This window comes from Synergistaceae bacterium (assembly GCA_017450125.1).
In the GTDB taxonomy this organism is placed as follows: Bacteria; Synergistota; Synergistia; order Synergistales; family Aminobacteriaceae; genus JAFUXM01.
Genome location: JAFSWZ010000014.1, coordinates 38,216 through 61,755, shown reverse-complemented (window position 1 = coordinate 61,755; position 23,540 = coordinate 38,216). Strand labels below are relative to the sequence as shown.

28 protein-coding genes and 1 tRNA gene are annotated in these 23,540 nt (G+C 55.4%); 16 read left to right on the top strand and 13 right to left on the bottom strand.

Features of this window, described 5'->3' with window-relative positions:
- Nucleotides 1-45 precede the first annotated feature (45 nt).
- The 7 genes from IJT02_03150 to IJT02_03120 are packed head-to-tail and all read left to right on the top strand — an operon-like array spanning nt 46 to nt 6,391.
- Nucleotides 46-1,824, top strand: coding sequence for a PIG-L family deacetylase (locus tag IJT02_03150; GenBank protein ID MBQ7543919.1), 1,779 nt, complete (start codon nt 46-48; stop codon nt 1,822-1,824).
- A complete protein-coding gene (locus IJT02_03145) occupies nt 1,821-2,654 on the top strand; it encodes a hypothetical protein (protein ID MBQ7543918.1) in 834 nt (277 codons plus the stop codon). Before IJT02_03150 ends, IJT02_03145 begins: the two co-directional genes overlap by 4 nt.
- Nucleotides 2,655-2,678: 24 nt before the next feature.
- Nucleotides 2,679-2,897, top strand: coding sequence for a hypothetical protein (locus IJT02_03140; GenBank protein MBQ7543917.1), 219 nt, complete (start codon nt 2,679-2,681; stop codon nt 2,895-2,897).
- A gap of 2 nt (nt 2,898-2,899) precedes the next feature.
- The gene (locus tag IJT02_03135; GenBank protein MBQ7543916.1) at nt 2,900-3,898 is read left to right on the top strand and encodes a ketoacyl-ACP synthase III; all 999 of its coding nucleotides are present in this window, start codon (nt 2,900-2,902) and stop codon (nt 3,896-3,898) included.
- Nucleotides 3,895-4,641, top strand: coding sequence for an SDR family oxidoreductase (locus IJT02_03130; GenBank protein ID MBQ7543915.1), 747 nt, complete (start codon nt 3,895-3,897; stop codon nt 4,639-4,641). Before IJT02_03135 ends, IJT02_03130 begins: the two co-directional genes overlap by 4 nt.
- Nucleotides 4,638-5,387, top strand: coding sequence for an SDR family oxidoreductase (locus tag IJT02_03125; GenBank protein MBQ7543914.1), 750 nt, complete (start codon nt 4,638-4,640; stop codon nt 5,385-5,387). Before IJT02_03130 ends, IJT02_03125 begins: the two co-directional genes overlap by 4 nt.
- Before the next feature lie 29 nt (nt 5,388-5,416).
- Nucleotides 5,417-6,391 carry a ketoacyl-ACP synthase III gene (locus tag IJT02_03120; GenBank protein MBQ7543913.1) on the top strand — a complete coding sequence of 325 codons (975 nt, stop codon included), beginning with the start codon at nt 5,417-5,419 and terminating at the stop codon, nt 6,389-6,391.
- 1 nt (nt 6,392) lies between these two features.
- Here IJT02_03120 and IJT02_03115 read toward each other — a convergent pair whose 3' ends face one another.
- Nucleotides 6,393-6,818 carry an acyl-CoA thioesterase gene (locus tag IJT02_03115; protein MBQ7543912.1) on the bottom strand — a complete coding sequence of 142 codons (426 nt, stop codon included), beginning with the start codon at nt 6,816-6,818 and terminating at the stop codon, nt 6,393-6,395.
- A gap of 92 nt (nt 6,819-6,910) precedes the next feature.
- On the opposite strand from IJT02_03115, the gene gyrB reads away from it, so the two are divergent.
- From gyrB to IJT02_03095, 4 genes are all read left to right on the top strand, one after another.
- A complete protein-coding gene (gyrB, locus tag IJT02_03110) occupies nt 6,911-8,821 on the top strand; it encodes a DNA topoisomerase (ATP-hydrolyzing) subunit B (protein MBQ7543911.1) in 1,911 nt (636 codons plus the stop codon).
- A gap of 87 nt (nt 8,822-8,908) precedes the next feature.
- The gene (fliS, locus tag IJT02_03105) at nt 8,909-9,481 is read left to right on the top strand and encodes a flagellar export chaperone FliS (GenBank protein MBQ7543910.1); all 573 of its coding nucleotides are present in this window, start codon (nt 8,909-8,911) and stop codon (nt 9,479-9,481) included.
- The gene (locus tag IJT02_03100; protein MBQ7543909.1) at nt 9,471-9,944 is read left to right on the top strand and encodes a hypothetical protein; all 474 of its coding nucleotides are present in this window, start codon (nt 9,471-9,473) and stop codon (nt 9,942-9,944) included. Before fliS ends, IJT02_03100 begins: the two co-directional genes overlap by 11 nt.
- The gene (locus tag IJT02_03095; GenBank protein ID MBQ7543908.1) at nt 9,941-10,993 is read left to right on the top strand and encodes a M48 family metalloprotease; all 1,053 of its coding nucleotides are present in this window, start codon (nt 9,941-9,943) and stop codon (nt 10,991-10,993) included. The genes IJT02_03100 and IJT02_03095 overlap by 4 nt, the downstream gene beginning before the upstream one ends.
- Nucleotides 10,994-11,029: 36 nt before the next feature.
- On the opposite strand, the gene IJT02_03090 is transcribed toward IJT02_03095, so the two are convergent.
- From IJT02_03090 to acgM, 4 genes are all read right to left on the bottom strand, one after another.
- Nucleotides 11,030-11,923, bottom strand: coding sequence for an O-fucosyltransferase family protein (locus tag IJT02_03090; GenBank protein ID MBQ7543907.1), 894 nt, complete (start codon nt 11,921-11,923; stop codon nt 11,030-11,032).
- 98 nt (nt 11,924-12,021) lie between these two features.
- A tRNA-Arg gene (locus IJT02_03085) sits at nt 12,022-12,097 on the bottom strand.
- A gap of 73 nt (nt 12,098-12,170) precedes the next feature.
- Nucleotides 12,171-12,752 carry a nitroreductase family protein gene (locus IJT02_03080; protein ID MBQ7543906.1) on the bottom strand — a complete coding sequence of 194 codons (582 nt, stop codon included), beginning with the start codon at nt 12,750-12,752 and terminating at the stop codon, nt 12,171-12,173.
- Nucleotides 12,749-13,780 (bottom strand): radical SAM/SPASM domain protein, ACGX system, encoded by a 1,032-nt coding sequence (gene acgM / locus IJT02_03075; protein MBQ7543905.1) that lies wholly within the window; start codon nt 13,778-13,780, stop codon nt 12,749-12,751. The genes IJT02_03080 and acgM overlap by 4 nt, the downstream gene beginning before the upstream one ends.
- A gap of 278 nt (nt 13,781-14,058) precedes the next feature.
- On the opposite strand from acgM, the gene IJT02_03070 reads away from it, so the two are divergent.
- Nucleotides 14,059-14,412, top strand: a complete 354-nt coding sequence (locus tag IJT02_03070) for a helix-turn-helix transcriptional regulator (GenBank protein ID MBQ7543904.1) — start codon at nt 14,059-14,061, stop codon at nt 14,410-14,412.
- On the opposite strand, the gene IJT02_03065 is transcribed toward IJT02_03070, so the two are convergent.
- Entirely contained in the window at nt 14,375-14,878 is a 504-nt protein-coding gene (locus tag IJT02_03065) for a 3-isopropylmalate dehydratase small subunit (protein MBQ7543903.1), read from the bottom strand. The genes IJT02_03070 and IJT02_03065 overlap by 38 nt on opposite strands.
- A 12-nt stretch (nt 14,879-14,890) precedes the next feature.
- Nucleotides 14,891-16,150, bottom strand: a complete 1,260-nt coding sequence (locus IJT02_03060; GenBank protein MBQ7543902.1) for a 3-isopropylmalate dehydratase large subunit — start codon at nt 16,148-16,150, stop codon at nt 14,891-14,893.
- A gap of 49 nt (nt 16,151-16,199) precedes the next feature.
- On the opposite strand from IJT02_03060, the gene radA reads away from it, so the two are divergent.
- Nucleotides 16,200-17,546, top strand: a complete 1,347-nt coding sequence (radA, locus tag IJT02_03055) for a DNA repair protein RadA (GenBank protein MBQ7543901.1) — start codon at nt 16,200-16,202, stop codon at nt 17,544-17,546.
- Here radA and IJT02_03050 read toward each other — a convergent pair.
- Entirely contained in the window at nt 17,543-18,577 is a 1,035-nt protein-coding gene (locus IJT02_03050; GenBank protein ID MBQ7543900.1) for a hypothetical protein, read from the bottom strand. The two genes, radA and IJT02_03050, sit on opposite strands and share 4 nt — an antisense overlap.
- An 80-nt stretch (nt 18,578-18,657) precedes the next feature.
- Here IJT02_03050 and IJT02_03045 point away from each other — a divergent pair, with 80 nt between their 5' ends.
- From IJT02_03045 to IJT02_03035, 3 genes are read left to right on the top strand one after another with little or no spacing between them, the layout of a single operon-like run.
- Nucleotides 18,658-19,026 carry a desulfoferrodoxin gene (locus tag IJT02_03045; GenBank protein MBQ7543899.1) on the top strand — a complete coding sequence of 123 codons (369 nt, stop codon included), beginning with the start codon at nt 18,658-18,660 and terminating at the stop codon, nt 19,024-19,026.
- Between the two features lie 17 nt (nt 19,027-19,043).
- Nucleotides 19,044-19,514: a ferritin gene (locus tag IJT02_03040; GenBank protein ID MBQ7543898.1), complete on the top strand. Its 471-nt coding sequence runs from the start codon at nt 19,044-19,046 to the stop codon at nt 19,512-19,514.
- A 49-nt stretch (nt 19,515-19,563) separates the two neighbouring features.
- Nucleotides 19,564-20,337, top strand: a complete 774-nt coding sequence (locus tag IJT02_03035) for a TIGR02757 family protein (protein MBQ7543897.1) — start codon at nt 19,564-19,566, stop codon at nt 20,335-20,337.
- Between the two features lie 74 nt (nt 20,338-20,411).
- Here IJT02_03035 and IJT02_03030 read toward each other — a convergent pair whose 3' ends face one another.
- The 5 genes from IJT02_03030 to IJT02_03010 form a co-directional block, all read right to left on the bottom strand.
- The gene (locus IJT02_03030) at nt 20,412-20,552 is read right to left on the bottom strand and encodes an XkdX family protein (GenBank protein MBQ7543896.1); all 141 of its coding nucleotides are present in this window, start codon (nt 20,550-20,552) and stop codon (nt 20,412-20,414) included.
- On the bottom strand, nt 20,552-20,836 hold the full coding sequence (locus tag IJT02_03025) for a hypothetical protein (protein MBQ7543895.1): 285 nt from the start codon (nt 20,834-20,836) through the stop codon (nt 20,552-20,554). The genes IJT02_03030 and IJT02_03025 overlap by 1 nt, the downstream gene beginning before the upstream one ends.
- Before the next feature lie 19 nt (nt 20,837-20,855).
- Nucleotides 20,856-22,133: a hypothetical protein gene (locus IJT02_03020; GenBank protein ID MBQ7543894.1), complete on the bottom strand. Its 1,278-nt coding sequence runs from the start codon at nt 22,131-22,133 to the stop codon at nt 20,856-20,858.
- A gap of 151 nt (nt 22,134-22,284) precedes the next feature.
- Nucleotides 22,285-22,839, bottom strand: coding sequence for a hypothetical protein (locus IJT02_03015; GenBank protein ID MBQ7543893.1), 555 nt, complete (start codon nt 22,837-22,839; stop codon nt 22,285-22,287).
- A 12-nt stretch (nt 22,840-22,851) separates the two neighbouring features.
- Nucleotides 22,852-23,538, bottom strand: coding sequence for a hypothetical protein (locus IJT02_03010; GenBank protein MBQ7543892.1), 687 nt, complete (start codon nt 23,536-23,538; stop codon nt 22,852-22,854).
- Nucleotides 23,539-23,540: the final 2 nt, after the last annotated feature.

Here is a 23,540-nt window from a genome sequence, read left to right as displayed (position 1 = left end):
TTTTGCAGAAAGGACTTGACAAAATGGCTGTGAAACGCTACGATTTTGACCAGACCAGACCAGACCAGACCTGACCATTATTGTGATTCATTCTTCGATGATTCTTATGCAGGAAGAAAAGTTCTAGTACTAGTACCCCATCAGGACGACGAAATCAACGTAGCAGCAAACTCCATCCAGAATTTCATTCATGCAGGTGCAGAAGTCTTTGTCGCGTTCGCCAACAGCGGGGATTATTACGACTGGTACTCGTTCGAGGTACGCATAAGTGAAGCCGCAAACTCTCTGCAGGTTCTTGGCCTCGACCGCTCGCACATCTTCTGCCTTGCTTTTGCCGAAACCCTCAACAACTCAGAGACCGGGCACATCTTCTACGCTAAGGACAACCCCATAACTTCAGCCAGCGGCCACACAGAGACCTACGGAGCGGCGGGGTTCACGGACTTTGCGTACCTGACACGCAAACAGCACAGCCCCTACACGCGCAGGAACTACTTGCAGGACTTGAAGGAGCTCATCCTTCACGTCAGGGCTGATGTCATTCTCGCCGTAGACTTCGACTGGCACGCAGACCACAGGATGCTTTCCCTCTCGTTCGACGAGGTGATGGGAGAAATATTGTCCAGACCTGGCAACGATTACCTGCCCGAAGTCTTCAGGAGGTTCGCGTACTGCATAGGCTGGAATGGAGAGCCCGACCTGTTCAGCTCTACGTTCCTGCTGTCAACCGTCAGGCCTGAGCCCGGACACACGCAGAGCTACGACAAGAAGATAGTCGGAACGTCGTACTACTCTTGGGAAGACCGCGTGCGTTTCCCCGTCCCTGAAGCGAGCAGGCCTATCTTCGAGGGCAACATCCTCGAGCGGGCACTGCGTCAGCATGTCTCTCAGGATGCGTTCATTCAGGCAGAGCGCGTAATCAACGCCGACGAAGTCTTCTGGCGGCGGCGCACTGACAGCCTGAGCTTCCGCGCAAAAGTCTCGGCCTCATCAGGGAATGCCGGTTGCGCAAAAGATTTCCGTCTGCTGAACGTCTCCGAAGTTGACTCCGACACCCCGAAGTGGGAGAACTACCTGTGGATTCCTGATGCGGACGACACCGTGAAGGAGCTCGTCTTTTCGTGGGACGAACCGCAGACAATCTCGCTCGTAAGGCTGTGGGGCAACGTTGACGGCGTGCCTCTGCAGAAAGTCTCCGTGAGCATGAACACAGGCTACAGCGTTGAGGCCGGGCCTCTGCCTGCGGAAGGTCTGCCCCTCACTCTCGAGATTCCCGAACAGCAGGGCGTAACCGAGTGCCGGATAAAAGTTCTCGCGCAGGGAAGCAGTGAGTCGGGACTTGCGGAGGCTGAGTTCTTCGCTCAGGCGGAACAGGAAGCCGTAGTGAGGCCGTTCATCCAGATAACGAGCGGCGGGAATTTTGTCTACGAGTACGACAGAGACCCGGACGAGCAGAGCATCCCGCTTGAGTGCTACCAGTACCGCACTGATGCGCCGGTCAGCTGGGAGGTCGAGGGTTCTGCGCGTCTGGAGGACGGAAGGCTTGTGTTCGAGGGCTCGGGGGATGTTGCGGTAACTGCATCGTGTGAAGGCGGGCTGTACTGTCGGGCGGTCTTCAGGGCACGCAGCCGCGAATACATGGACGGCCTGCGTTCGAGGCTTGCGGCGGAACAGAAGAAGCTCAACCGCGTGAAGTTCCGTGTGAGGCAGAAGCAGCGTTTCCAGAGCTATTGGTACATGCTGAGGAAGAGGGGCATTATCTACACAGCGAAGCAGGTAATGTCCAAGATTATCAAGAAACTTGGAGGCAGCAAGAAGAGATGATTATTACGCTTTCAGAAGAACGCGGCGAGAAGCTGGCCATTGAGTGGTCAGGCGAAATCACCGACAAAACCGCGCAGGACTACTGCGATGTCTGCAACACCGTATTCGTGGATCACTTCGACCTTGACTACATGCGCAGGAAGTTCGAGGCCAACTGCTACGGCAAGAGCTTCATCATCGTGGTCTACCGTGAAGACAAGCCCATCGCCACTTGGGGAGCCTGGCGGAATGACCTCGACGGCCGGATTGCGTTCCAGATGTGCGACTTCGCGACAATGCCGTCTGTCCGCAAAGGCGGCTATGTCCTCGACATGCTCTACTCTCTCTACGACGAGCTCGGGAAGCACTACCCCAACGCACGCATCTACGGTTTTCCCGGCAAGATGGCTCACCCGGTGAACCGCGCGGCGGGCTGGGTGCTGGCGGAATACTACCTGCGCTTCTATCGCGGCCTCACCGACGACTTCCTGAAGAGTATGCCCTACATCAGCGACGAGTACGCGGAGAATTTCTCGTTCACGCAGAGGAACGCCGCTGTCCTGACCGTGAACGGCAAGTGCTATTTCGTGCTCAAGCGCAGGATCAAGAACATTGTTCCGTCAGGAAGGATATTCGGCGAGGTCAGCCCGAAGTTCGCGGAGAGATTTCCGCGCGCAAGCAGGCTCATGCCGTACCTGTACTACTCTCTTACGCCGGGAATACTCGGCAGCCGCAAGACGGCTCACGTGTCCCAGTACACAATGGGAGCGGCAGAGCAGGTCATGGACATTGTGCCGCCGATCTACAGGGCAGACACCAACTCGATGGACTTCAACGGCACCAACTACTAACCCAACATTAACGGAGGTACTATCATGAACGAGAAAGACTTTACAGCGAAAATCAGGGAAATCCTCGACAACGAGAGCGTAACGATGGACACAGTGCTTGCAGACGTTGAGGAGTGGGACAGTTTAAGCATCGTGAGCTTCGCGGCGTTCGCGAACTCTTCGTGCGGAAAGAGGCTTGCTCCTGCGCTGATCAGGGACTGCGTGAGCATTCGCGACCTGTACAACCTGCTTCAGGCTGAGTAGCTATGCCGGTGTTCGACTGTGTCAGGGGCGTAGACGTTGCGGAGATAGTGTGTGCACTTCCTGCGCAGACGTTCTCTCTCGCGGAATACGCTCCCAACCTCCTCAACGAGAAGACCGCCGCCCGCTTGGCCAAGAGCACGGGTTTCTCCTCGCTGAGGATCGCTCCTGAGGGTGTAACCACAGCAGACTTGTTCGCGGAGGCAGCTGGGAAGATTCTAGAGGGGCGCAGGCGTGAAGAGGTTGCGGGGCTCGTGTTCGTCTCGAAGACTCCTGACTACGACATGCCTGCCACAAGCCACGTCCTCCAGCACAAACTAGGCCTGAGCAACAGCGTCATATGCATTGACATCAGCGAGGGGTGCTCGGGATTCGTGAGGGGACTGTACGTCGCTGCGATGATGTCGAGCCGTCTCGGAGCTCCAGTGCTGCTGGGCTGCGGGGACACGAACAGCAGAATTACAGACCCCGACGACAGGGCTTCGCGGTGCATCTACGGCGACGGAGCTTCAGCAATCCTCGTAACGCCCGGAGGGCAGGATATACCTTTTGCTTTCGCCACGTACGGGGAAAAGTACGGCGTTGTCATAATGGAGAACAGCCGGAGCAGAATCACTCCCAGCCCCAAACGGGACGGCTACATCTACCTTGACGGCGTGGAGATACTCAACTTCTCGATGAACGAAGTCCCTGAAGCCATCACTTCCTTCATGGAACGCAACAGCCTCACCCGCGACAGCATTACCCTCTACGCCTGCCATCAGGCCAACAAGCTGATACTGGACAGCCTGGCCGACAAACTCGGAGTTCCGCGCGAGAAGATGCCGTTCACTTCCGGCGACATCGGCAACGAATCATCAGCCTCCATACCCTCAGTGATTGTGCGCACGGACGCGGCCAAGCATCAGCGTGTACTGTGCTGCGGTTTTGGTGTGGGTCTGTCTGTCGGAGTGTGTCTCGCTGACTTCTCGGGCACAAAGACTAGAGAGGTGTATTTATCATGAGCAAGGTAACTTATGACTTCTCTGGCGAACAGTTTGTCGTTACGGGAGCTTCGTCGGGAATAGGCCGTCAGGTCGCGCTCGAGCTCGCGGAAGCCGGAGCGTGTGTTCTTGCTGTTGGGAGGAACGCAGAACGTCTCGAGGAGGTCAGGCTCTCCCACCCCGAAAACATCTTCACGGCATCGCTGGATGTCTGCGACTCTGAGGCTCTCGAGGATGCCATTGCGAGCTTCGTCGCGGAGCACGGCAAGTTGTCTGGAGGGGTTCACGCGGCGGGGATAAGCGACACGACACCCCTGCGGAGCTATGACCGTGAGCGTGCGCACGAGATAATGAACGTCAGCTTCTGGGCAGGGATGAACCTCCTCCAGCTCATCACGCGCGCGAAGTACGGCAATCCCGGAACGTCTACGGTGCTCTTCTCGTCGGAATACTCCCTCCATCCAGCTAAGGGGATGTTCGCCTACGCGGCCGCAAAATCCGCCGTCAACACAGCAGTGAAGTGTGCCGCGAAGGAGATCGCCGCCAAGAAGCACCGCGTCAACAGTATCCTTCCCGGCTGGACGGTTACGGGAATGACGGGGCAGTTCGAGACGAGCCCGGAAATCGAGGCCGTCATAGCGAAGCATCTTTTTGGTGCGGGCAGGCCGGAATACATCAGCAAGATGGTGCTGTTCCTGCTCAGTGATGCGTCGTGCTGGATAACTGGCAGCAACGTAGTAGTTGACGGAGGATATTTATCATGAGCAGAGTAATCTACGATTTTTCGGGCGAACGTTACGCAGTTACAGGCGCGTCATCGGGGATAGGCAGACAGGTTGCCCTTGACCTTGCGGAGGCCGGAGCAGTTGTTCTGGGCATAGGCAGGAACGCAGAACGTCTCGGAGCCCTGCGTAACATTGCACCATCACGCATCTTCACGGCATCTCTCGACGTGTGCGACACACAAGCCCTCGAGGACGCGATAGCTTCATTCGTCAGGGAGCACGGCAGGCTGAAAGGCGGAGTACACGCGGCAGGTATAGACGCTCTTACTCCTCTGCGTAATTTTGCTTACGGGGGGGGGGGGCATGAGATTATGGACACAAGTTTCTGGGCAGGCATCGAGTTTCTTCGCATCATAACAAGTCCAGAATTTTCGGAGGCTCCTACGTCTACGGTGCTGTTCTCGTCTGTCTCTGCGCTGACTGCCGACAAGGGCAAAACCGTCTACGCTTCGGCCAAGTCTGCGATGAATGGTGCAGTGAGTTCGCTGGCACAGGAGCTCTCGGCGGGCGGACACAGGGTGAACAGCATTCTTCCGGGCTGGGTGGACACTCCGCTGACCCGCGAAATAGCCGCGATGAATGACACTGCCGGTGTCTTGGCCGGACATCTTCTTGGCAAGGGGAAGCCGGAGTACATCAGCCAGTCCGTGATGTTCCTGCTGAGCAATGATTCGTGCGGGATAAACGGGAAGAGTTTTGTTGTTGACGGGGGGTATTCAGCATAAAAGCATACATAACGGGAATAAATTACTACTTGCCCGAAGTCGTCGAGGAGAACACGAACGCGCGCCTTCGGAAGAAGACGGGCATCGAACGCCGGCGAATCTGTCCGCCCGGAATGACCGCAGGAGACATGGCAGTGAAAGCCGCCGAGAATCTCTTTGCGGGAATTACTGACGGGGGGGGGGGACTAATAGATTTCGTGATTCTCTGCACGCAGTCGCCGGACTATTTCCTGCCCACAACCGCATGTATAATTCAGGACAGGCTGGGTCTCCCGAAGACATGCGGAGCTGTTGATGTCAATCTCGGGTGTTCAGGGTACGTCTACGGTCTCGGCCTCGCCAAAGGATTAATCGAGTCCGGGCAGGCAAAGAATGTCCTTCTCCTGACCTCAGAGACCTACAGCAGGCACATCAGCCCTAAGGACAACGCGACACGCCCGCTTTTCGGGGACGGTGCGGCGGCTACTCTGGTGAGCGGGGTTGAGGCGGAGAGTGAAGGGATTTACGGCTTTGTGTACGGGACGGACGGGAGCGGTGCGGAGAAGCTGATTGTTCCTGTAGGAGGAGCGAGGCATTCATACTCCAGCACGGAGCTTCAGGAGTACACCGACGCTTTCGGCAACGTCAGGACGAACAGAGATCTGTACATGGACGGGGCGGGAATAATGGAGTTCGCGCTTGATGCCGTGCCCGTGATGCTCGATGAAGTCTTGGCCAAGTCATCATTAACGCGTGAAGAGATAGATTACTACGTCTTCCATCAGGCAAATAAGATGATGCTCGGCTTCCTTCAGGAAAAGTGCGGCCTTCAGGGTCTCCCCTTCTGGAACGACGTAACAGACTACGGCAACACAGTATCAGCGTCTGTTCCGATAGCCGTCCGCGACCTCCTCAGACAGAACGACAGCGCGAATCTCCGGCGCGTAATGCTGGCAGGTTTCGGTGTAGGCCTGTCGTGGGGAGGCTGTGTTGTTGACCTCAGCAACGTTCAGGGCAGGGAGTGATTCACCTGTCCTGTTCTCCCTCCATGATGACGCTCAGGCTCTCCTGAAGAGGATTGCCGTCCTTCAAGAGCTTTCCGTCCGACGACACAAATGCATGTTTCGTGTAGCCCTCTGCGGCCAAGTGCCCCGTCGCCTTGTTGTATACCTTGTACGAGAACACTACGCTTACACGCGAGAGCTTCGTTATCGTGGTCTCTATGACTACCTCGTCATCATAGTACAGCGAGGACTTGTACCTGCAGTGTGCCTCAACAACAGGAAGCATTATCCCTTCACCTTCCCACTCAAGATAAGTCTTCCCGCTCTGCCTGCAGTATTCCGTCCTGCCGACCTCGAACCAGTCCAGATAGTGCCCGTGATACGCAACTCCCATCTTGTCGGTCTCCGCATAACGCACGCGGATTGTTGCCGTGCTCACTCTTGCCATAAGTTCACCGTCTTTCCCGAAAATTTTTCCGCAATGATACCACAATGCTATAATCTCTTTATCCCAGCAAAGGAGCTAACAATATATATCACATGGAATCACAGCAGCATGTAAATGATTACGGAGCAGAAAGCATAAAGGTTCTGGAAGGTCTTGAAGCCGTCAGGAAGCGTCCCGGAATGTACATCGGCGACACATCAACGCGCGGGCTTCATCACCTAGTCTATGAAGTTGTAGATAACGCTGTCGACGAAGCGATGGCGGGCTTCTGCAACGAAATACAGATTACCATTCACCGCGACGAGAGCATCACTGTGCAGGACAACGGGCGCGGCATCCCTACAGACCCTCACCCCTACAACGGCAGGCCGACGAGCGAAGTCGTGCTTACGGTGCTTCACGCGGGCGGAAAGTTCGGGCAGGGAGCGTACAAGGTCTCAGGCGGGCTTCACGGAGTCGGCGTGTCTGTCGTAAATGCGCTGTCTGAATGGTTAGTGGTTACGATTGCGCGCGACGGCATCGCGAAGACCCAGCGTTTCGAGCGCGGAGTTCCTGTTACTGACCTGAGCGAGGGCTCACCCGCAGACTGGCAGGGCACTCGTATAGACTATCTGCCGGACAAGGAGATTTTCGAGGAAGTCCACCACTCTCTTGATACGCTGAAGAGCCGCTTCAAGGAATTAGCCTTCCTGAATCCGGGCTTGAAGATTTCTGTTCTCGACGAGCGCACGAACGACAGCCGCGAGTACTTCTTCAAGGGAGGCATCGGGGCATTCGTGAAGTACATTGACCGCGACAGGACGGCACTCTTCAACGAACCCGTAGTGCTTTCGGGAACGCGGGACAACATCTCGATAGACTTGGGCTTTGAGTACAACGACGGCTATCAGGAGCACATGTACACCTACGCGAACCTGATACACACGATAGAGGGCGGAACTCACCTTGTGGGGCTTCGCACGGCTCTGACCCGCGCAATCAACGAGGCGGCAAGGACGGGGAAGATTCTCCGCGACAAGGAAGAGAACCTCAGCGGCGATGACCTCAAAGAAGGGCTGACCTGCGTGCTGTCGGTGAGGCTCAGCGAACCGCAGTTCGAGGGACAGACAAAAACACGTCTCGGTAACAGCGAAGTTAGGGGAGCAGTGGACTCGTTCATCTACGAGGGGTTAATCTCTGCGTTCGAGGACAGGCCGGAGATCGTCAGACCCATCGCGGAGAAGGCGATACGTGCGAGAAGGGCACGTGAGGCGGCCAAGAAAGCGCGCGAGCTCGTCCGCAAGGGTGCAATGTCGGGGATGAGTCTTCCGGGCAAACTTGCTGACTGTTCGTCGAAGAAGGCGGAGAACACCGAGCTGTACATAGTCGAGGGCGACAGTGCAGGCGGAAGCGCAAAGCAGGGGCGCGACAGGAAGTTTCAGGCTATTCTGCCTCTGCGGGGAAAAATCCTCAACGTCGAGAAGGCACAGATGGACAGAATGCTGAGCAACAGGGAGATTCAGACCATCATTACGGCACTGGGATGCGGGATCGGCAGTGAGTTCGACGCAAGCAAACTGCGTTACCACAAGATTATCATCATGACGGATGCCGATGTCGACGGTGCACACATAGCTACGCTGCTTCTGACGTTCTTCTACCGCCACATGCCGGAGCTCCTCTCGCAGGGTTATCTGTACCTCGCACAGCCTCCGCTCTACCGCGTGCAGTACGGAAAGACCGTGAACTACTGCTACACCGACCGTGAACTTCGCGAGCACATCGAGAGTGCCGCAGACCCGTCGAAGGTCAGCGTCCAGAGGTACAAGGGGCTAGGCGAGATGAACCCCGAGCAGTTGTGGGAAACCACGATGGACCCGGCAAACAGAATCCTCAAGAGGGTAGAGCTCGACGACAACCTTCTTGCTGATGAGTACTTCGACATTCTGATGGGCGACAAGGTAGAACCGCGCAGGCAGTTCATCATAGCGAACGCCGGTGAAGTGAAAAATCTTGACGTTTAGGCCGCGTTGTGTTAAAAGTGCAGAAATCCCTAACCGATATTCTTTGCAGAAACCAATAACACAAGAACAATTCAGGGGGTCAGTTTTATGGTAAATCCTAATGCACAGTTCACCTATCAGGCGACGAGAATTTCAACGGCGACGAAGGAACAGCTCCTTCTCATCACCTACGACATCGGAATAAAGGCCTGCCACACTGCGGAGAATGCACTTCTCGGCAAGACGAACGGCGGTTCTCCGGACTACGACCTCGCCAACAGGGAGACGATACGCGCTCAGGAAGTTATCCGCGAGCTCATGGTTACGTTGAACCGCGAGAAGGGCGGGGAAGTTGCGGAAAAGCTCATGCAGCTCTATGAGTACATGTACCAGCTTCTTGTTGACGCGAACATCAAGAAAGAGCCCGAGAACATCAGGACGGTCTGCGGAATGCTCGAGGAACTCAAGCAGACGTGGGAGGAAGCACTGGTGAAGCTGCTGAAGGAGTATCAGGCGGCGCATCCTGAGGATCAGGACCTGGCGGCGGCAGTAGCTGAGGTTGAGGGCAGGAAGCCGGAGCCCGCACCGGCAAGAGCACCGTCGGCATACCCTCCTGCAGGAGCTGCGGCTCAGGGGACAGCGAAAAATGTTAAAGCAGGAACATTCACGCTTGCAGGATAGCGTACTGACACAGGCAAAGGAACTCATACGGCGTGAGATAAGTTTATGCCGGACGTTAAGGGCAATGATCTCGAGGGAACTTGAGGCCATTGTCCTTAATGGTGATATGGACGAGCTGTTTGACCTGCTGGAACAGAAAGACGGCATAATCTCACAGCTCCAGCTTCTTGCGGACGGCTGGAAGGACCTTCTTGAGCAGGCAGGCCTTCACTCAGCCCCGAACGGCATGAACTTCCCTGAGGGATTCGGGAGGTATCTGCTTGACCTGTACCCTGACGACGAGGAACTTCCTGCGCTCATCGAGGAGAGCCGGGACTTGGCCGGGAGCATAATCCGTGCAGAGGACGACGCGATAAACGAGCTGGACAAGTTCAAGAGCGGCCTCAGAAGCCAGATGGTTACGCGCGTACAGGGACAGAACGCCGCCGCGAGCTATGCGCGTATGGGAGGGTCGATGATATGAGGAAGTTTATTGCGGTAATCCTTGTGCTCGTGTGCGCGGGATGCGCTTTCTGCGCTGAGCCTGACCCTGACTTGGCGAAGGAAGTAGAGATAGGACGCAAGGCTATGGCGCGCATCAGCGAGGAGTGGCCTATAACTGCAGACCCTGCGGCTGTCTCGAAGCTGGAGATGATAGCGGCACGTCTTGAACCGTTCATGTCCCGTCGCATAAAGTGGGAAGTACGTCTCGTGAAGACCGAAGCCATCAACGCCTTCTGCTTACCTGGAGGGTTTATCTTCTTCACGACGGGAATAGTCGACGCGCTGAAGACTGACTCGGAACTTGCGGCGGTAATGGCACACGAAATGATTCACGCGGACAGGAAGCACAGTCTGCGGATGGCGGCGGAGAGCAACAAGGTTACGCTGGGTGCGCTGGCTGTAATGCTCCTCAGCGGGGGAGCTGCCGCACCGATAATCCTTGCTCAGGTTGCGCAGGTTGCCATCACAAGCTCATACACGCGGGAGCTTGAGGCAGAAGCTGACCGGCTGGGGCTTGAGGCACTCATACAATCCGGGTACTCGCCGACGGGAATGGTTACGCTGTTCGAGCACTTCATGGAGCAGGAGTACAAACAGCCTATAATCGAGTACGGAATTTACATGAACCACCCGGACACTCCGAAGAGGCTTGATGCGGCGGTGAAGACCTTGCACGAGCGCAAGATACCCATTGAGCGCAAGTACTCTCTGGGTCTCCTCAGAACCGACATCAAGGAGAGCGGGAACAACCTTCAGCTGACGGTTGACGGGCTTGCAGTTGCGACGGGGAACAAGACGGCGGAGGTCAGGGCTGTGCTTTCGGGAATGCGGGAAACTCTGGACAAGTACTTACAGCTTGAGCTTGCACCGTATGAACTGCACATAGTGAACGGTACGCTGTACATAGGGAATCATTTTACGGCGGGGCAGGTGAAGGGGGTAACTCCTCCCGATAAGATTCGTGAGAACCTGATGAGGGCAATAAACCTAGCGAGAGCCAAACATCCAACGTCAAAATTCTTCAAGTGATACACAGAGTCCCGTACAAAGGTGCGGGGCTTGTTTTTACGGGTATTCTCCGAGAGCGAACACATAGAGGTACTCAAAGCCTTCAGAGAGGCACACAACACCTGTTGATCCGCTCGTCGGTGAAGTGATGAACCCTGCGCACCTGCTCAGGAACAGCATTGACACGAGATATTCCAGCCCGCGAAGGTATTTGTCGTTTGCCCTTGATGCCTGAACATACGGCAGATATTTCGGATTGTCGTAATTATAATCGAGGTAATCAGCATCAGGAAGCATCAGCTTATCCCCGAAAGCATCACGGAATTGTGCGAGTATCACTTTGTCTTCAGTAGCGAGGTACACTGCATCAAAGCCTTCTTCCTGCAGAGCCTCACGGGTTTTAGCGATTGCCTGTTCTGCTGTCGGAGGTATCGGGTGGCCTTTAGGCTTCAAGGCAGCGTAGTCCGTCCCTCTGACCAGAACGCCGAGCACTCTTCTGCTTTCTGCTTTCCGGCGGAGCTCACCGAGACGTTCGAGCACTGCAGGAGTGAAGCGGATATACTTTCTGCACAGTCCGCGCCAGTAATCCAGCTTTCCGTCAAGCCCGTAAAAGAACTCTGCAGATTGCGAAGGACGGGACAAACACGCCGAGTCCTTGCCGAGAATATATTTTCTGCATGAGAGTGCTTCATCAAGCGCAACGTTACCGGGCTGCTCAAAGTAGTATTCCCACGCGTTCACTTGGCCAAGTTCGGAGGGGTACAGATACGCGTTGGGGTAATTCTTCATATCGACAACAGGGATATAGCCCTTGCGGTCGGCATAGTCTATCCCGCCGAGAATGGTGATGAAGTAGGAGAACAGTCCGACATCGTCAGCTTCTCTCCGTATGATGTAGGGCGTTCTGCTGAAACTTATTCTGCTGTGGGGCTGGAAACGTGTCTTGTTCATTCTCCACGCGTAATAATGCTTCAGTTTTGCGATGCGGTCAGAGACAGACATACAGCGAAAATTCCCTTCGTGATAATTTATGCGGTGAATGTTTGTGATGGCGACCCCGGGGTGACTCGAACACCCGGCCTACTGCTTAGGAGGCAGTCGCTCTATCCACTGAGCTACGGGGCCTGAAAAGTTCAACCGTAAGAATATAGCAACAATCCCCTATTTTGTCAAACCTTCAGCCTTCCCATTGCGGCGATTACCCCACAATCCTGAATCTTCCTTCATGCAGTTTCTTGGGGGAAGGTTCAGGACCGTCAATATACCCCAGCAGCACGAAGCATCTTGCCGTGTAGCCTTCGGGAATCTCCCACTCCTTCAGGAGCTTCCGGCCTTCGGGGCTGGTGAAAGTCTCCTCGCCTCTCGCAACTATGCATGACGACAGCCCGATTGAGTGAGCCTCAAGAATCATGTTCTCGGCACAGCAGAACGCATCCGCCACGCTGTACAGAAAATCCTCCGGCCCGAAGACCGCGCACACGCACGGAGCACCGTAGAACCCGCTCTTGATTGACGGGTCATCGATGATGCTGGGCTGTTCATCAGAGACATAGCTGCCCAGAAGCGCAGACCTGTCGAACTGTGCAACGTTGAGCTTCCCGACAAGCTCGGCGAGTCTTGCGTCGTGAATGCCGATGATTATGCTTCCCTGCCGTCCGCCTGCGTTCGGTGCGCGAAGCCCGGCCTCTATGATTTTCTCGAGGTCTCCGCGCTCTATCTGCTTGGCCAAGTATTTCCTGATTGAGTGCCTCGTCCTGATTACGTCTATAATGTCCATCATTGTATCTCCTTCCAGCATTGCGGGTCTTCCGCGTAAAAATCTCCGTGTGTTCCTGTAGCGACTGCAGGGCATCCGCGACAATATGCCAATAGCTCGCACCTCGAACACTTCACGAATCTATTATATTCCCTGTAACGTTCCATCTCATTCAGCCACAAATCAGCGAGTCTGTCAGTTAATGCATTGCCTACCTTGCTGCCCTTGACCCTTCTGCAGGCGTAAACCTCTCCCGTCGGAAGGATGGTCAAATGAGCGTTTCCGCAGTTGCACCCGCCGTAAATTATGCCACGTTCGGCGGATTCTGGTATCGTGAATCGTCCCCGCCCGTGATCGTATAGGGTCCACAGGTGGTCTTTGCGGTCAAAGTATGTCCGGCAGCCCCTGCTCTCGTAATACCTGAACTTTTCGTCGCACAGTCCGAGAAATTCGCGGTACTCACTCGGAGTTATGCCGTTGGTCTCGCCTTCGTGTGTCGGACAGTACCGCGCGAACGAGAACACTTCAGCATCACGCTCTACAGCGACATCAATCACGCCCGGTATCTCGTGAATGTTCCGGCCTGAGACGGTAGACATTATGACCGAGCATATTCCGGCATCGTTGATGGTCTTGACGGCGTTCAATGTCGCGTCGAATGAGCCCGGCTTCCTGAAGTAGTCGTGCGTCTCACGGAGGCCGTCAATCGAGAGCTGGTACTTCTCACAGCCGAGAACCTTAAGCCTTCTGCAGGTGTCCGCGTCAATGTGGAAGGGGTTGCCGAGAATCGAGAAGCCTATATTGTGTTCATGGAAAGTTTCGAGGAGCTCCCAGAAGTTTGGGTGAAGTATCGGGTCTCCTCCCGTAATGTAGAAGTATGGTATCCGCCCGAAAGTCCCGCAGAAGTTCAGGCAGTTCGAGAACACGCGCTGAATGCCGTCAAGCGTCATGCTCTCGGGAGCGTGTGTGTTTTCGCCTGAGTATATGTAGCAGTGTTTGCACCGCTGGTCGCATTCGTCGGTGATGTGCCACTGAAACGAGAAGTATCGCATGTGCACAAATATACCCCGCCTTGTGAACGGGGTATCGTGTCAGTTATTTCTTTCCGCCGCAAGCTGAGGGTTTGCTTCCTCCGCATGATACGTCTTTCTTTCCGCCGCAAGCCGACGGTTTCTGTCCTCCGCATGATGAAGCCTTGCTGCCCCAGTCTGCTAAGTCTTTGAGTGCCATTGATGCTGCCTCCTGTGAATGATTTTGCTCCGCATGATAGACAACATCACGTAATCCCGCAAGAACGCACTAATTTGTAACCGCATGTATAATCAGTACTATGATTCACAAACACGAACTCCCGGAATGTCCGGCCGCAACAGCAATACAGTTAATCGGCAGCAAATGGAAGCTGCTTGTTATCCGCGAGCTCCTCATAAAGCCCTGCAGGTTCAACGAGCTCAAGCGCAGTCTGTCCGGCATAAGCCATAAAGTCCTCACTGAATCCCTGCGCTCGATGGAACTTGACGGGCTGATTTCCCGCAAGGTCTATAACTCTCGGCCTCCGTGCGTTGAGTACCAGCTGAGCGAACTGGGCATGACGTTAAAGCCCGTGCTTCACGTTATGGAGGACTGGGGAAAATCCTACAAGGAAGCTATTTCCCTGCGAACCTTGCCCGCATCAGAGGCTTAATCCCTCCGGCTTCCAGAATCTTCATCGCCTGTTCCCCCAGCTTCTCGCACTCGTACTCTTCTCCTGTCTCCTCAACCTTCACTGTTCCTTTGTCGAGGTCGAGCGTCAAAGTTTGTCCGGCCTTGACGTGCTGGCTTAACCCCTTGCAGATTATGGGCAGGAGTCCGAGATTTACGGCGTTCCTGAAGAATATCCGTGCGAACGAGTCGGCCAAGACCGCGACTGCTCCCATGTTGAGCAGTGCAATCGGAGCATGTTCGCGCGACGACCCGCACCCGAAGTTACGCCCCGCCACAACGAAACCTCCCTGCGGAAAGTTAGGGGAAATGTCCTCGCTGACTCCGCAGAGGCAGTGAGAGCCTATCTCTTTCGGGTCAGTGATTGCGAGGAAACGGCCCGGATATATCTGGTCAGTGTCGATGTTGTCGCCGATTACTATACATTTGCCTGTAAGTACAGTCTTCATTGTCTGCCTCCTCTAGAGAAATTCGCGCGGGTCTGTGATTTTCCCGTTCACCATGCTCGCCGCAACCGTCGCAGGGCTGGCAAGGTACATCTTCGCTTCCGTCGAGCCCATACGTCCCGGAAAGTTCCTGTTGGTGCTGGTAATGCAGACTTCGCCGGGCGCAAGAATACCCTCATGAGCACCGAGACACGCACCGCAGCCCGGAGTCGAGATAGTTGCTCCGGCATTCATGAGGTCAGTGATGTAGCCCCTAGCGATGCACTCGAGCATTACCTCGCGCGACGCAGGAATCACTACAAGCCGCGTGTACTCTGGAATGTGCTTGCCCCTCAGAATCTTGGCCGCAACCGCAATATCCTCAACTCTTCCGCCAGTGCATGAGCCTATGTACCCCTGATTGAGCTTCACTTCTCCCTGCGCGACGACACTTGCGAGCGTGTGAACGTTCTCGACGCTTGACGGGCAGGCCAGCTCCGGCTCGAGAGTGCTCACGTCGAACACGTAGCTTTCTGCGTAGTGATACCCCTTGTCCGTGAACTGAACCTCGAACGGACGCACCGCACGTTTGCCCACGAAATCCAGCACTTCCTGATTCGGCTGCATGTAGGCGGTCTTCGCTCCCATCTCAACGGCCATGTTGCAGATCGTCATTCTCCCCGCGACACCGAGCGCGTCAACGTAGCTCCCCGTGAAGTCTATAGCCTTGTAGACTGCCCCGTCTGCTCTTATCCGTCCGAGCACCGCAAGCACAACATCCTTCGGGAAAACGCCTTTGGGTGCTTCACCCTCAAGCCTGACCTCGATGACCTCCGGCACTCTGAACCACAGCTCGCCGGTCATCAGTATTGTTGCCATGTCCGTAGCTCCGCAGCCTGTGCCCATCGCGCCGAAAGCTCCCTGTGTCGTGGTGTGGCTGTCAGTCTCGACGACAATCATTCCGGGATAGATTAACCCTGCTTCGGCCAAGACCTGATGGCACACGCCGGTGTTGGTGTCGAAGTGATACTTGAGGTTGTTCTTGATGGCGAACTCACGCATAGCCTTGTGGTTCTTCGCACTCTTGATGTCCGGGCACGGTGCGTAATGGTCGAACACGAACGCACAACGCGTGTTGTCCCAGACGTGCTGGCCTCCCATCTCGTAGAACGAGTACACCGTCTGAAGGTAGAGGTCATTAATCTCGGCAAAGTCTATTTTTGCGCTGACGATTTCGCCGGTCTGTATGGAGCTTCTGCCGCTGTTCTTCATTAGAATCTTCTCGATAGCGTGCAACGTTATTCCCCCTCTGAAAAATTTTGTATGCATAGTATGATTATATATTATGGCAAACACGAAAATCACAAAATATATTTGCGTAGAATGCGGACACATCACGACCACCAAAACCGGCAAATGTCCTTCATGCGGTTCGTGGGGAACGTTCGAGGAGTTCGACGACTCGCCGAAGCCTGCGGCAGTGTCTTCATCCCCGCGCGTTCAGGTAATCAGTGCCCTCGATGTTGCGCCACCGCAGAGAATCACTACGGGCATCAGCGAGCTTGACCGTGTACTCGGCGGAGGGTTAGTGCCCGGCGGAGTCGTGTTAATCGGAGGACAGCCCGGCATCGGGAAGTCTACGCTTCTGCTTCAGGCGGCGGGAAGCGTCGCGAAAAACTACAACGCTCCTGTTCTGTACATTTCGGGCGAGGAGAGTGATGCTCAGGTAGCACTTCGGGCAGCTAGGCTCAACACTGCAACAGAGAACCTCTACCTGTACTCCGGCTCTGACATCGAGGACGCGTTACGTAACCTTGACGGCAGGGAGTTTGCGTTCTTTGTGCTGGACAGCGTTCAGGCAATGAGCACAGAAGGAGCTTCGGGCTGGCCGGGAACAGTAACGCAGGTTCGTGCAGTTGCCCAGCGTGTGATTGACTGCGCGCGTGAGAAGAACATTCCTGCGGTGCTTATCGGCCACATCACGAAAGACGGGAAGATAGCCGGGCCTATGATGCTTGAACACATGGTAGATACTGTGCTGAACTTTTCGGGCGAGGGCTACTCTTCATACAGGATGCTTCGTGCGCAGAAGAACCGTTACGGCAACACCGATGAACTTGGAGTGTTCGAGATGAAGGAGGACGGGCTTTCTCCCGTAACCGACAAGAGCGGGCTTTACTGGAACAGGGATGACTCCGCCGTTGCGGGGGTAGCGATGACGATAGCCCTCGAGGGGAGCACGCCTCTTGCGGCGGAGATTCAGACACTCGCAGTGCGGACGACATTTCCTTACCCACGCAGGACATCGCGCGGAATTGAGCTTAACCGTTTCCAGCTTTTGACGGCGGTAATCGATAGGCGGTGCAGTGTTTCGACGAACAATCACGACCTGTATATCAACGTTGCTGGGGGATTGAGCCTTCAAGACCCGAGCGCGGATTTGGGGGCATGTGCGGCGATAGCTTCTGCATTGAAGAACATTCCCCTGAAGCCCGGGATCTGCTGGCTGGGCGAGGTTGGGCTTGCGGGGGAAGTCAGGCCTGTAACGCGGATTGAACTCCGTTTGCGCGAGGCGGCACGTCTGGGGTTTCACGCTGCTGTAGTTAGTTCGCGGGAACAGGTGAAGTTCTCGGGCATCGAGCTAGTCAGGGTGTCGCACGTAAGCGGTGCACTGTCCGGCGTTCTCGGCTAATGGAACAGAGGCGCAAGGTTGTAGAGCTTCCACGCGGCCTGCGAGACGTGAACCCTGTGCTGTCCGAACTCGCTCTTCCAGTAGGAGCTCGGCCAGTTCGGCGGGCATGAAGTTGTCTGTCCGTCGTCGCGGAGGCCTTCGCTCACGAGAACCTGCAGGTCGAGGATTGGGATTGCGGGTTTGGTGTCAAGCGTCATGTGGAGTTCGAGGATGCCGGAGGTGTGGGGGTGCTTGTTCCAGTTTGTGCCGCTGTCGTCTATGTTCGCGAAGTAGAAGCTGTTGCTTTCCGCCCAGAGCTTCTGGCACTCGAGGTTGAGGAGCTCGCTCATCGGGTGAATAGTTACCCCCTTGTACGGAGAATATATGGAAAAGTTGTACGACTTTTTTGTATCTACCTGCTGATAATCCCTCACGCGGAACGGTACACCTGAAGCCTCCGTAACAGCCCAGCCTTTGATGTTAGCGTTCATCTGTAAGAAACTGAAGTTAGTCGTGAGCTTCTCACCAAACTTTATGAACTTGAAGGTCTCGTTTCCGCCTGCCGCTATTACTGCGTCGCTGCTAGCCACGCTCTTCTTCAGCACGGCAAGATTCTTGTCGTTATCCTTGTGGGCATGGAGCAGCACAAGAACATTCCCCTCATACACTCCGTCCTCCGACACAGTAACGAGCACACTGCCGATGCTTCCCTTCTCCGACGACAGCACAGCCACCGGCAGGTCGAACGGTATATAGCCGCCGCCTTTCGGGGTCGTCAGAGCCGTCATCGTCGGTGTGCCCTGCGTCAGCCCTAACGCTTCAGCCACACCCAGAGGACTCCCGCACTTCCACAGCCCAAGCCCGGCGTTGCGTATCCTGTTGTCCACGTAATTGATAACCGTCTGCCCCGAATCATTCGCCGCCAACGTCTGCTGTGTACTCGTCCCGAACGTCAGCAGCATGTAGAACGCTCCGAACAGCGTGATGATGAACATGGACTGCAGCATCAGCCCGGTAAGTATCTCCGTCAGAATGAATGCCCTTCTCTTCATGAAACGTTCCCCCTTTGAGTAATTCACATGCGCATGATATTATTCTAGCATTCCATCAATAATTCACAGGGGGTAAAAGTATCATGGAGAAGTTAAGCGTATTCAAGTGTGCCAAGTGCGGCAACATCGTTGAGGTTATGCACGTCGGAGGCGGCCAGCTGGTGTGCTGCGGCGAGCCTATGCGTGAGCTCAAGGAGAACACTACCGACGCGGCAACGGAGAAGCACGTGCCTGCGTTCGACGGCCAGACGGTGAAGGTAGGGAGCGTCGCTCATCCTATGGCGGAAGATCACTACATCGAGTGGATCGAGGTCATCAACGGCGAGCGTGTGTGCCGCCAGTTCCTGAAGCCCGGCGAAGCACCTGCGGCAGAGTTCGGGAACATCAAGGCCGGTACTGTAGCGCGTGAGTACTGCAACAAGCACGGTCTCTGGAAGGCTGAGGCGTAATGAAGATTTCCGACGCGATGGTCTCTGCCATCAACGACCAGATCAAGGCCGAGTACGATTCTGTGTACATCTACCTTGCGATGTCGGCCTACTTCAAGGCGGAAGGTCTCGACGGAATGTCCCACTGGATGCGCAAGCAGTACAGCGAGGAGGTCGAGCACGCGGAGAAGTTCATCGCCTACATCTACGAGCGCGGAGCACGGGTAATCATCCCCGACGTTGCGAAGCCGAAAGAGGCCTACGCTGACGCACTGGAGGCGTTCAAGGCGGCCTATGCTCATGAACAGTACGTAACCTCCCGCATCTACAAGCTGGTTGACCTTGCCATAAGCGAGAAGGATTACGCGACGCAGTCAATGCTTCAGTGGTACGTTGACGAGCAGATGGAGGAAGAGGACAACACCAGCGGTATCGTGAGCAAGCTGGAATTTCTGGGCACGGACAAGCACGGTGTCTACACAGTTGACCGTGAACTTGCCGGGCGTTAAGCGGACGAGCAGGGGGGTGGAATGACGCTCCCCTGAATTTTTGGGCACAATGGAGAAGGATAAGCTGAAGGCGTTTCTTGAGGGGATGTACTATGTTTACGCGCGCAGGGAGATAGTCAACCCTGACCCGCTGTTTTTCCTGTACAACTACGACGACGTGAGGGACAGGGAGATAACGGGACTTGTGGCTTCGTCGCTGGCGTACGGCCGCGTGGCACAGATCATGAAGAGCACGGAGAAGGTCTTGTCGCGTCTAGGTAAGCATCCGCATGAATTTCTGCTGAACAACGACAATCCTGACATATTGCCTAAAGACTTCAAGCACCGTTTTACGACAGCACGGGACATGAACAACCTGCTGAGGAACATGACGGAAGTGCTCAGGGAATATGACAGCATCGAGGCATTTGCGGGAGATTGTCTGCGCAAGTCTGACGGGGATATATTTTCCGGGATGGACAAGTTTGCGGAGAGGTTATCACGCAACAAAGCGGCTGGTTCGTTCTCGTTAATCTCAGCCCCTAAGGATGGCAGCGCATGTAAGAGACTGTTCTTGTACTTAAGGTGGATGGTAAGGAAGGAAGATGTAGATCCCGGCGGCTGGGAAGTCCTGAAGCCCAGCGAACTTATTGTGCCGACAGATGTGCACATGCACCGAATAGCACTTAGACTTGGCCTAACGTTGCGGAAAATCGGGGACATCGTGTCCGCTAAGCAAATTACTTCCTCTTTCCGCCTCTTCTGCCCTTCCGACCCCGTGAAGTTCGACTTCCCACTCACTAGGTTAGGCATCCGCGCTATTTCAAGTTCTTTCTCTGGATAGGCACATTATACCACAAAAAAAATTAGCAGGCATGCAACCTGTCTCAAAGTTACACACCTGCTTCATCTCTTACCTTACCCCAGAAGTCCCTTCCCCGTTATCGCCTTGAACTCCTCCGCACTCAGCTTCCCTTGTGCTACTGCCTCGCGTACCCGCTGTTCACTCCACAGCCCCAGCACGTACCATCTCTTCACTTTCAGCGCAAACTCGCTCATTACAGTTCCACCCCCGCCATCATCGCGACGTACTCTATATCCGCCGCAGCCTTCTCCAACTTCAGCTTCTCCGCGCTCATCGCCTCAAGCCACACACCGCACTTTCCCCCGACGTTGCTCACCGCCTGCACCTCGAGGGCTCCGGCCAAGACTACGCTCCCGTCGTCATCAACAACGCTCACTCCGTCAAGGTCCGAACGCGTTACAGGCTCGGCACACTCCCAGAAGTCACCGTTGCGCTCGCACTCAACCTCTCGACCGCCGCTCAGCTTCAGCTTGCTCATTCCTGCTCACTCTCCTCCCTTAGTTGTACACCGCTACGCCCCAGTACGGCCGGAAACCACTCGACACGTCCTGCGTGATGAAGCTCTGCATCATGCCGCTGTTCATCCCCGCGACCTGGCCGTAAACCCACAGCAATTGCGGCTGTAGGCACCCGTAGTACGACGACCAGCCCTGTATGTCCCGCAGGCAGCAGCCGACCACCTTGTACCTGTACTGCGGCGCTAGGCGGAACAGCGCAAACTCCTCCGTCCACCAGATATTGTCTATGTTCGTGTAGTTCTCACTCCGCTTGTTCACGCTCGGGTAACCGAACAGCTCCTGCACGCTCAGCAGACCCGCCATTACGTACTGCGTCGTGTAACCCACCTGCGTGTGCGCGTCGTTCATCTTGCTCGCCATCGTCTGCTGGAACTCCAGAAGGTGCTCTGCTCCAACGTAGCCCGCAAGCTTCGTGTAGATCTGCGGCAGTATCTCGTTCCAGAAGTTCGTCCCGTAGTAACCCTGCAGAATTGTGTCCTCAGTGTGCCACTTGCCCGTGATTATCGACGCGTCGGGTAGCAGAATCACGTGATGGGGGGTGCGGGAGGCGTTGTACACGTACCCCTTCGCGGCTATGTCGCCGGGCTGGACCGTAGGGTTGAAGCCCGTTCCCCTGTCGTAGTAGTAGTCGATGTGCGCTATGCGGTGCTTTATCCCGTCGAACGTCCAGTAATCCCCGATGTACAGGTCATCGAACGTCCCGTTCTTGATGGCGTTGTACTGCGCGGCCGTTATCGTTGAGCCCAAGTCCTTGCCCCTGAAAATGCTGTTGTGCGTCGGACCGGCCATCTCTGAGAGTATCGCTGTGCGCGCATCAAGCGTGTTCCACTGCCCAGCCCCGATGAGGCTCTCTAACCACTGCGATTCTGTGCCCGTGTAGCCCTTCGCTACGGCGATTTCGTACGCACTCTTGCCCCTCAGAGTCTGCGTGTCGTTATCGAGGTATCGCCTCATGTCCAGCAGAAGGTCGCTCGTCTGCGCCGCTACCTGTGCGGGCATCGTCGCCGTGAAGTTGCGAACTATCGCGTACGAGCTCGCGCTGTCCGTACCCTGCGTGTAAGCCGTCTTTAACGTTATGTGCGTGTTGTCCGTTACCGTGTCGATTTCGTAGAACGTCGCCCCGTTGTCCGTCGTGAATAAGTCCCCCGGTAACAGCCCTGACGCGCTCCAATAGGTACTCGTTCCCGTAACGGCCTTGCTGTTGTAGGTTACGGCGCACTGCCCTACTCTGTACCACCTTGAATAATCCGTTGCCATTTTCTTATCATCTCCCTAAAAACAGCCCCCCTGTTATAGGGGGCTATGTTCTTATGTACGCTCGAAGTTGCCGATTACGCTGTTCACGAGGTCTTTCACGTCAACTACGAGCCCTTCTAGTGCCTCAAGCCGCGCCTGCATCACAGACCAGTTATGCAGAAAAGGGATTCGCGCTGATGGTCGTTATGGCCTCGAGCGCGTCTAACCTCCCTCCCTGTGCTGTGTTGACACCTTCAATCGCTGTCATGCGCGACTCGTGCGTCGTGTCCTTTGCCTCGAGCGCGTCGATGTCGGCCTCTGCAGTATCAAGTCTGCCCTCTACTGCGTCGATGTCGTCTTCAGCTGTCGTGAGGCGCGTGCCCTGTGAGGTGATGTTGCCCTCTGCTGTGTCAAGGCGCGTCCCGTGTGAGGTGATGTTGCCCTCCGCAGTGTCCATGCGCGTGCCCAGTGATGTCAGCGTGCCTTCTGCTGTGGTTACGCGGCCGGTAAGAGTCTCGACGAGGCCGCTTACTACGGGGTCGCTGTAGTACCCCAGCTCGCTCCATACTGTTGAGCCGTCGCCCAGCTTCACCTTCTTGGTGTCGAGCTCTACTCCGAGTTCGCCCGCCGCAAGAACATAGTCCGCGCTCCAGTTCGCCGCGTTGTTGCACTTGAACACAAGGTGTTCGAGGTTGAGGGTTGTTCCGTTAATTCCGTACGTAGGCATTATAGTTCCTCCTTATAGATTGGTTAATGTTAGGGTGATAAACCCGTCCGTCTCCTGCTTGTCCGCTACCTTCCAGTCCGTACCGTCATACTCGACGCGGTCGCCGGTTGTTAGCGTGTTAATCAGGAGTTCCTGCGCCTCTAACTCTAAGACGATGGTGCCGTCCTTCAAGTTCGTCTGTTGAATTGTCCATGTACCCGCCTCTGTTGACAGTGTTTCGTTGTCCAGCGGGTCATCGTAGGACTGTTCCTGCGGGTCGGGGTACATCTCGCCGATTGTCTTGGCCAGCGTTGAAACTGCGTTGTCGTACTGGTTGAACTTCTCGTGAAGCAGTGCTGTGAGAGTCAGTATCGCGTTCGCTGTCTGGTCTACCTGCGCCTGCAGTTCTGTACGCGCGTCATCGACAAGACCTTCAAGGCGTTCATCATGTGTGCGGACGTACTCGCTTTCTTCCCACATGTAGTTCTGCATCTTCAATGACGCTTCACTCAGGCTGTCTATCTGTGCCTGTATCACCGGCAAAGGTTCGCCGGGTATGCCTTGTGCTCCTACCTTGCCGCCGTATGTTACCGGGCCGTAACCGTGATCAACGATGATGATTTGTTCGTCATCGACAAAGTACGCGCGCCCTTTCGTTAGCTTGGCCGGAAGCTGGGATTGTGTCTCTACGTGTTTGACGCTGAAATTAGGCCTGCTCATTC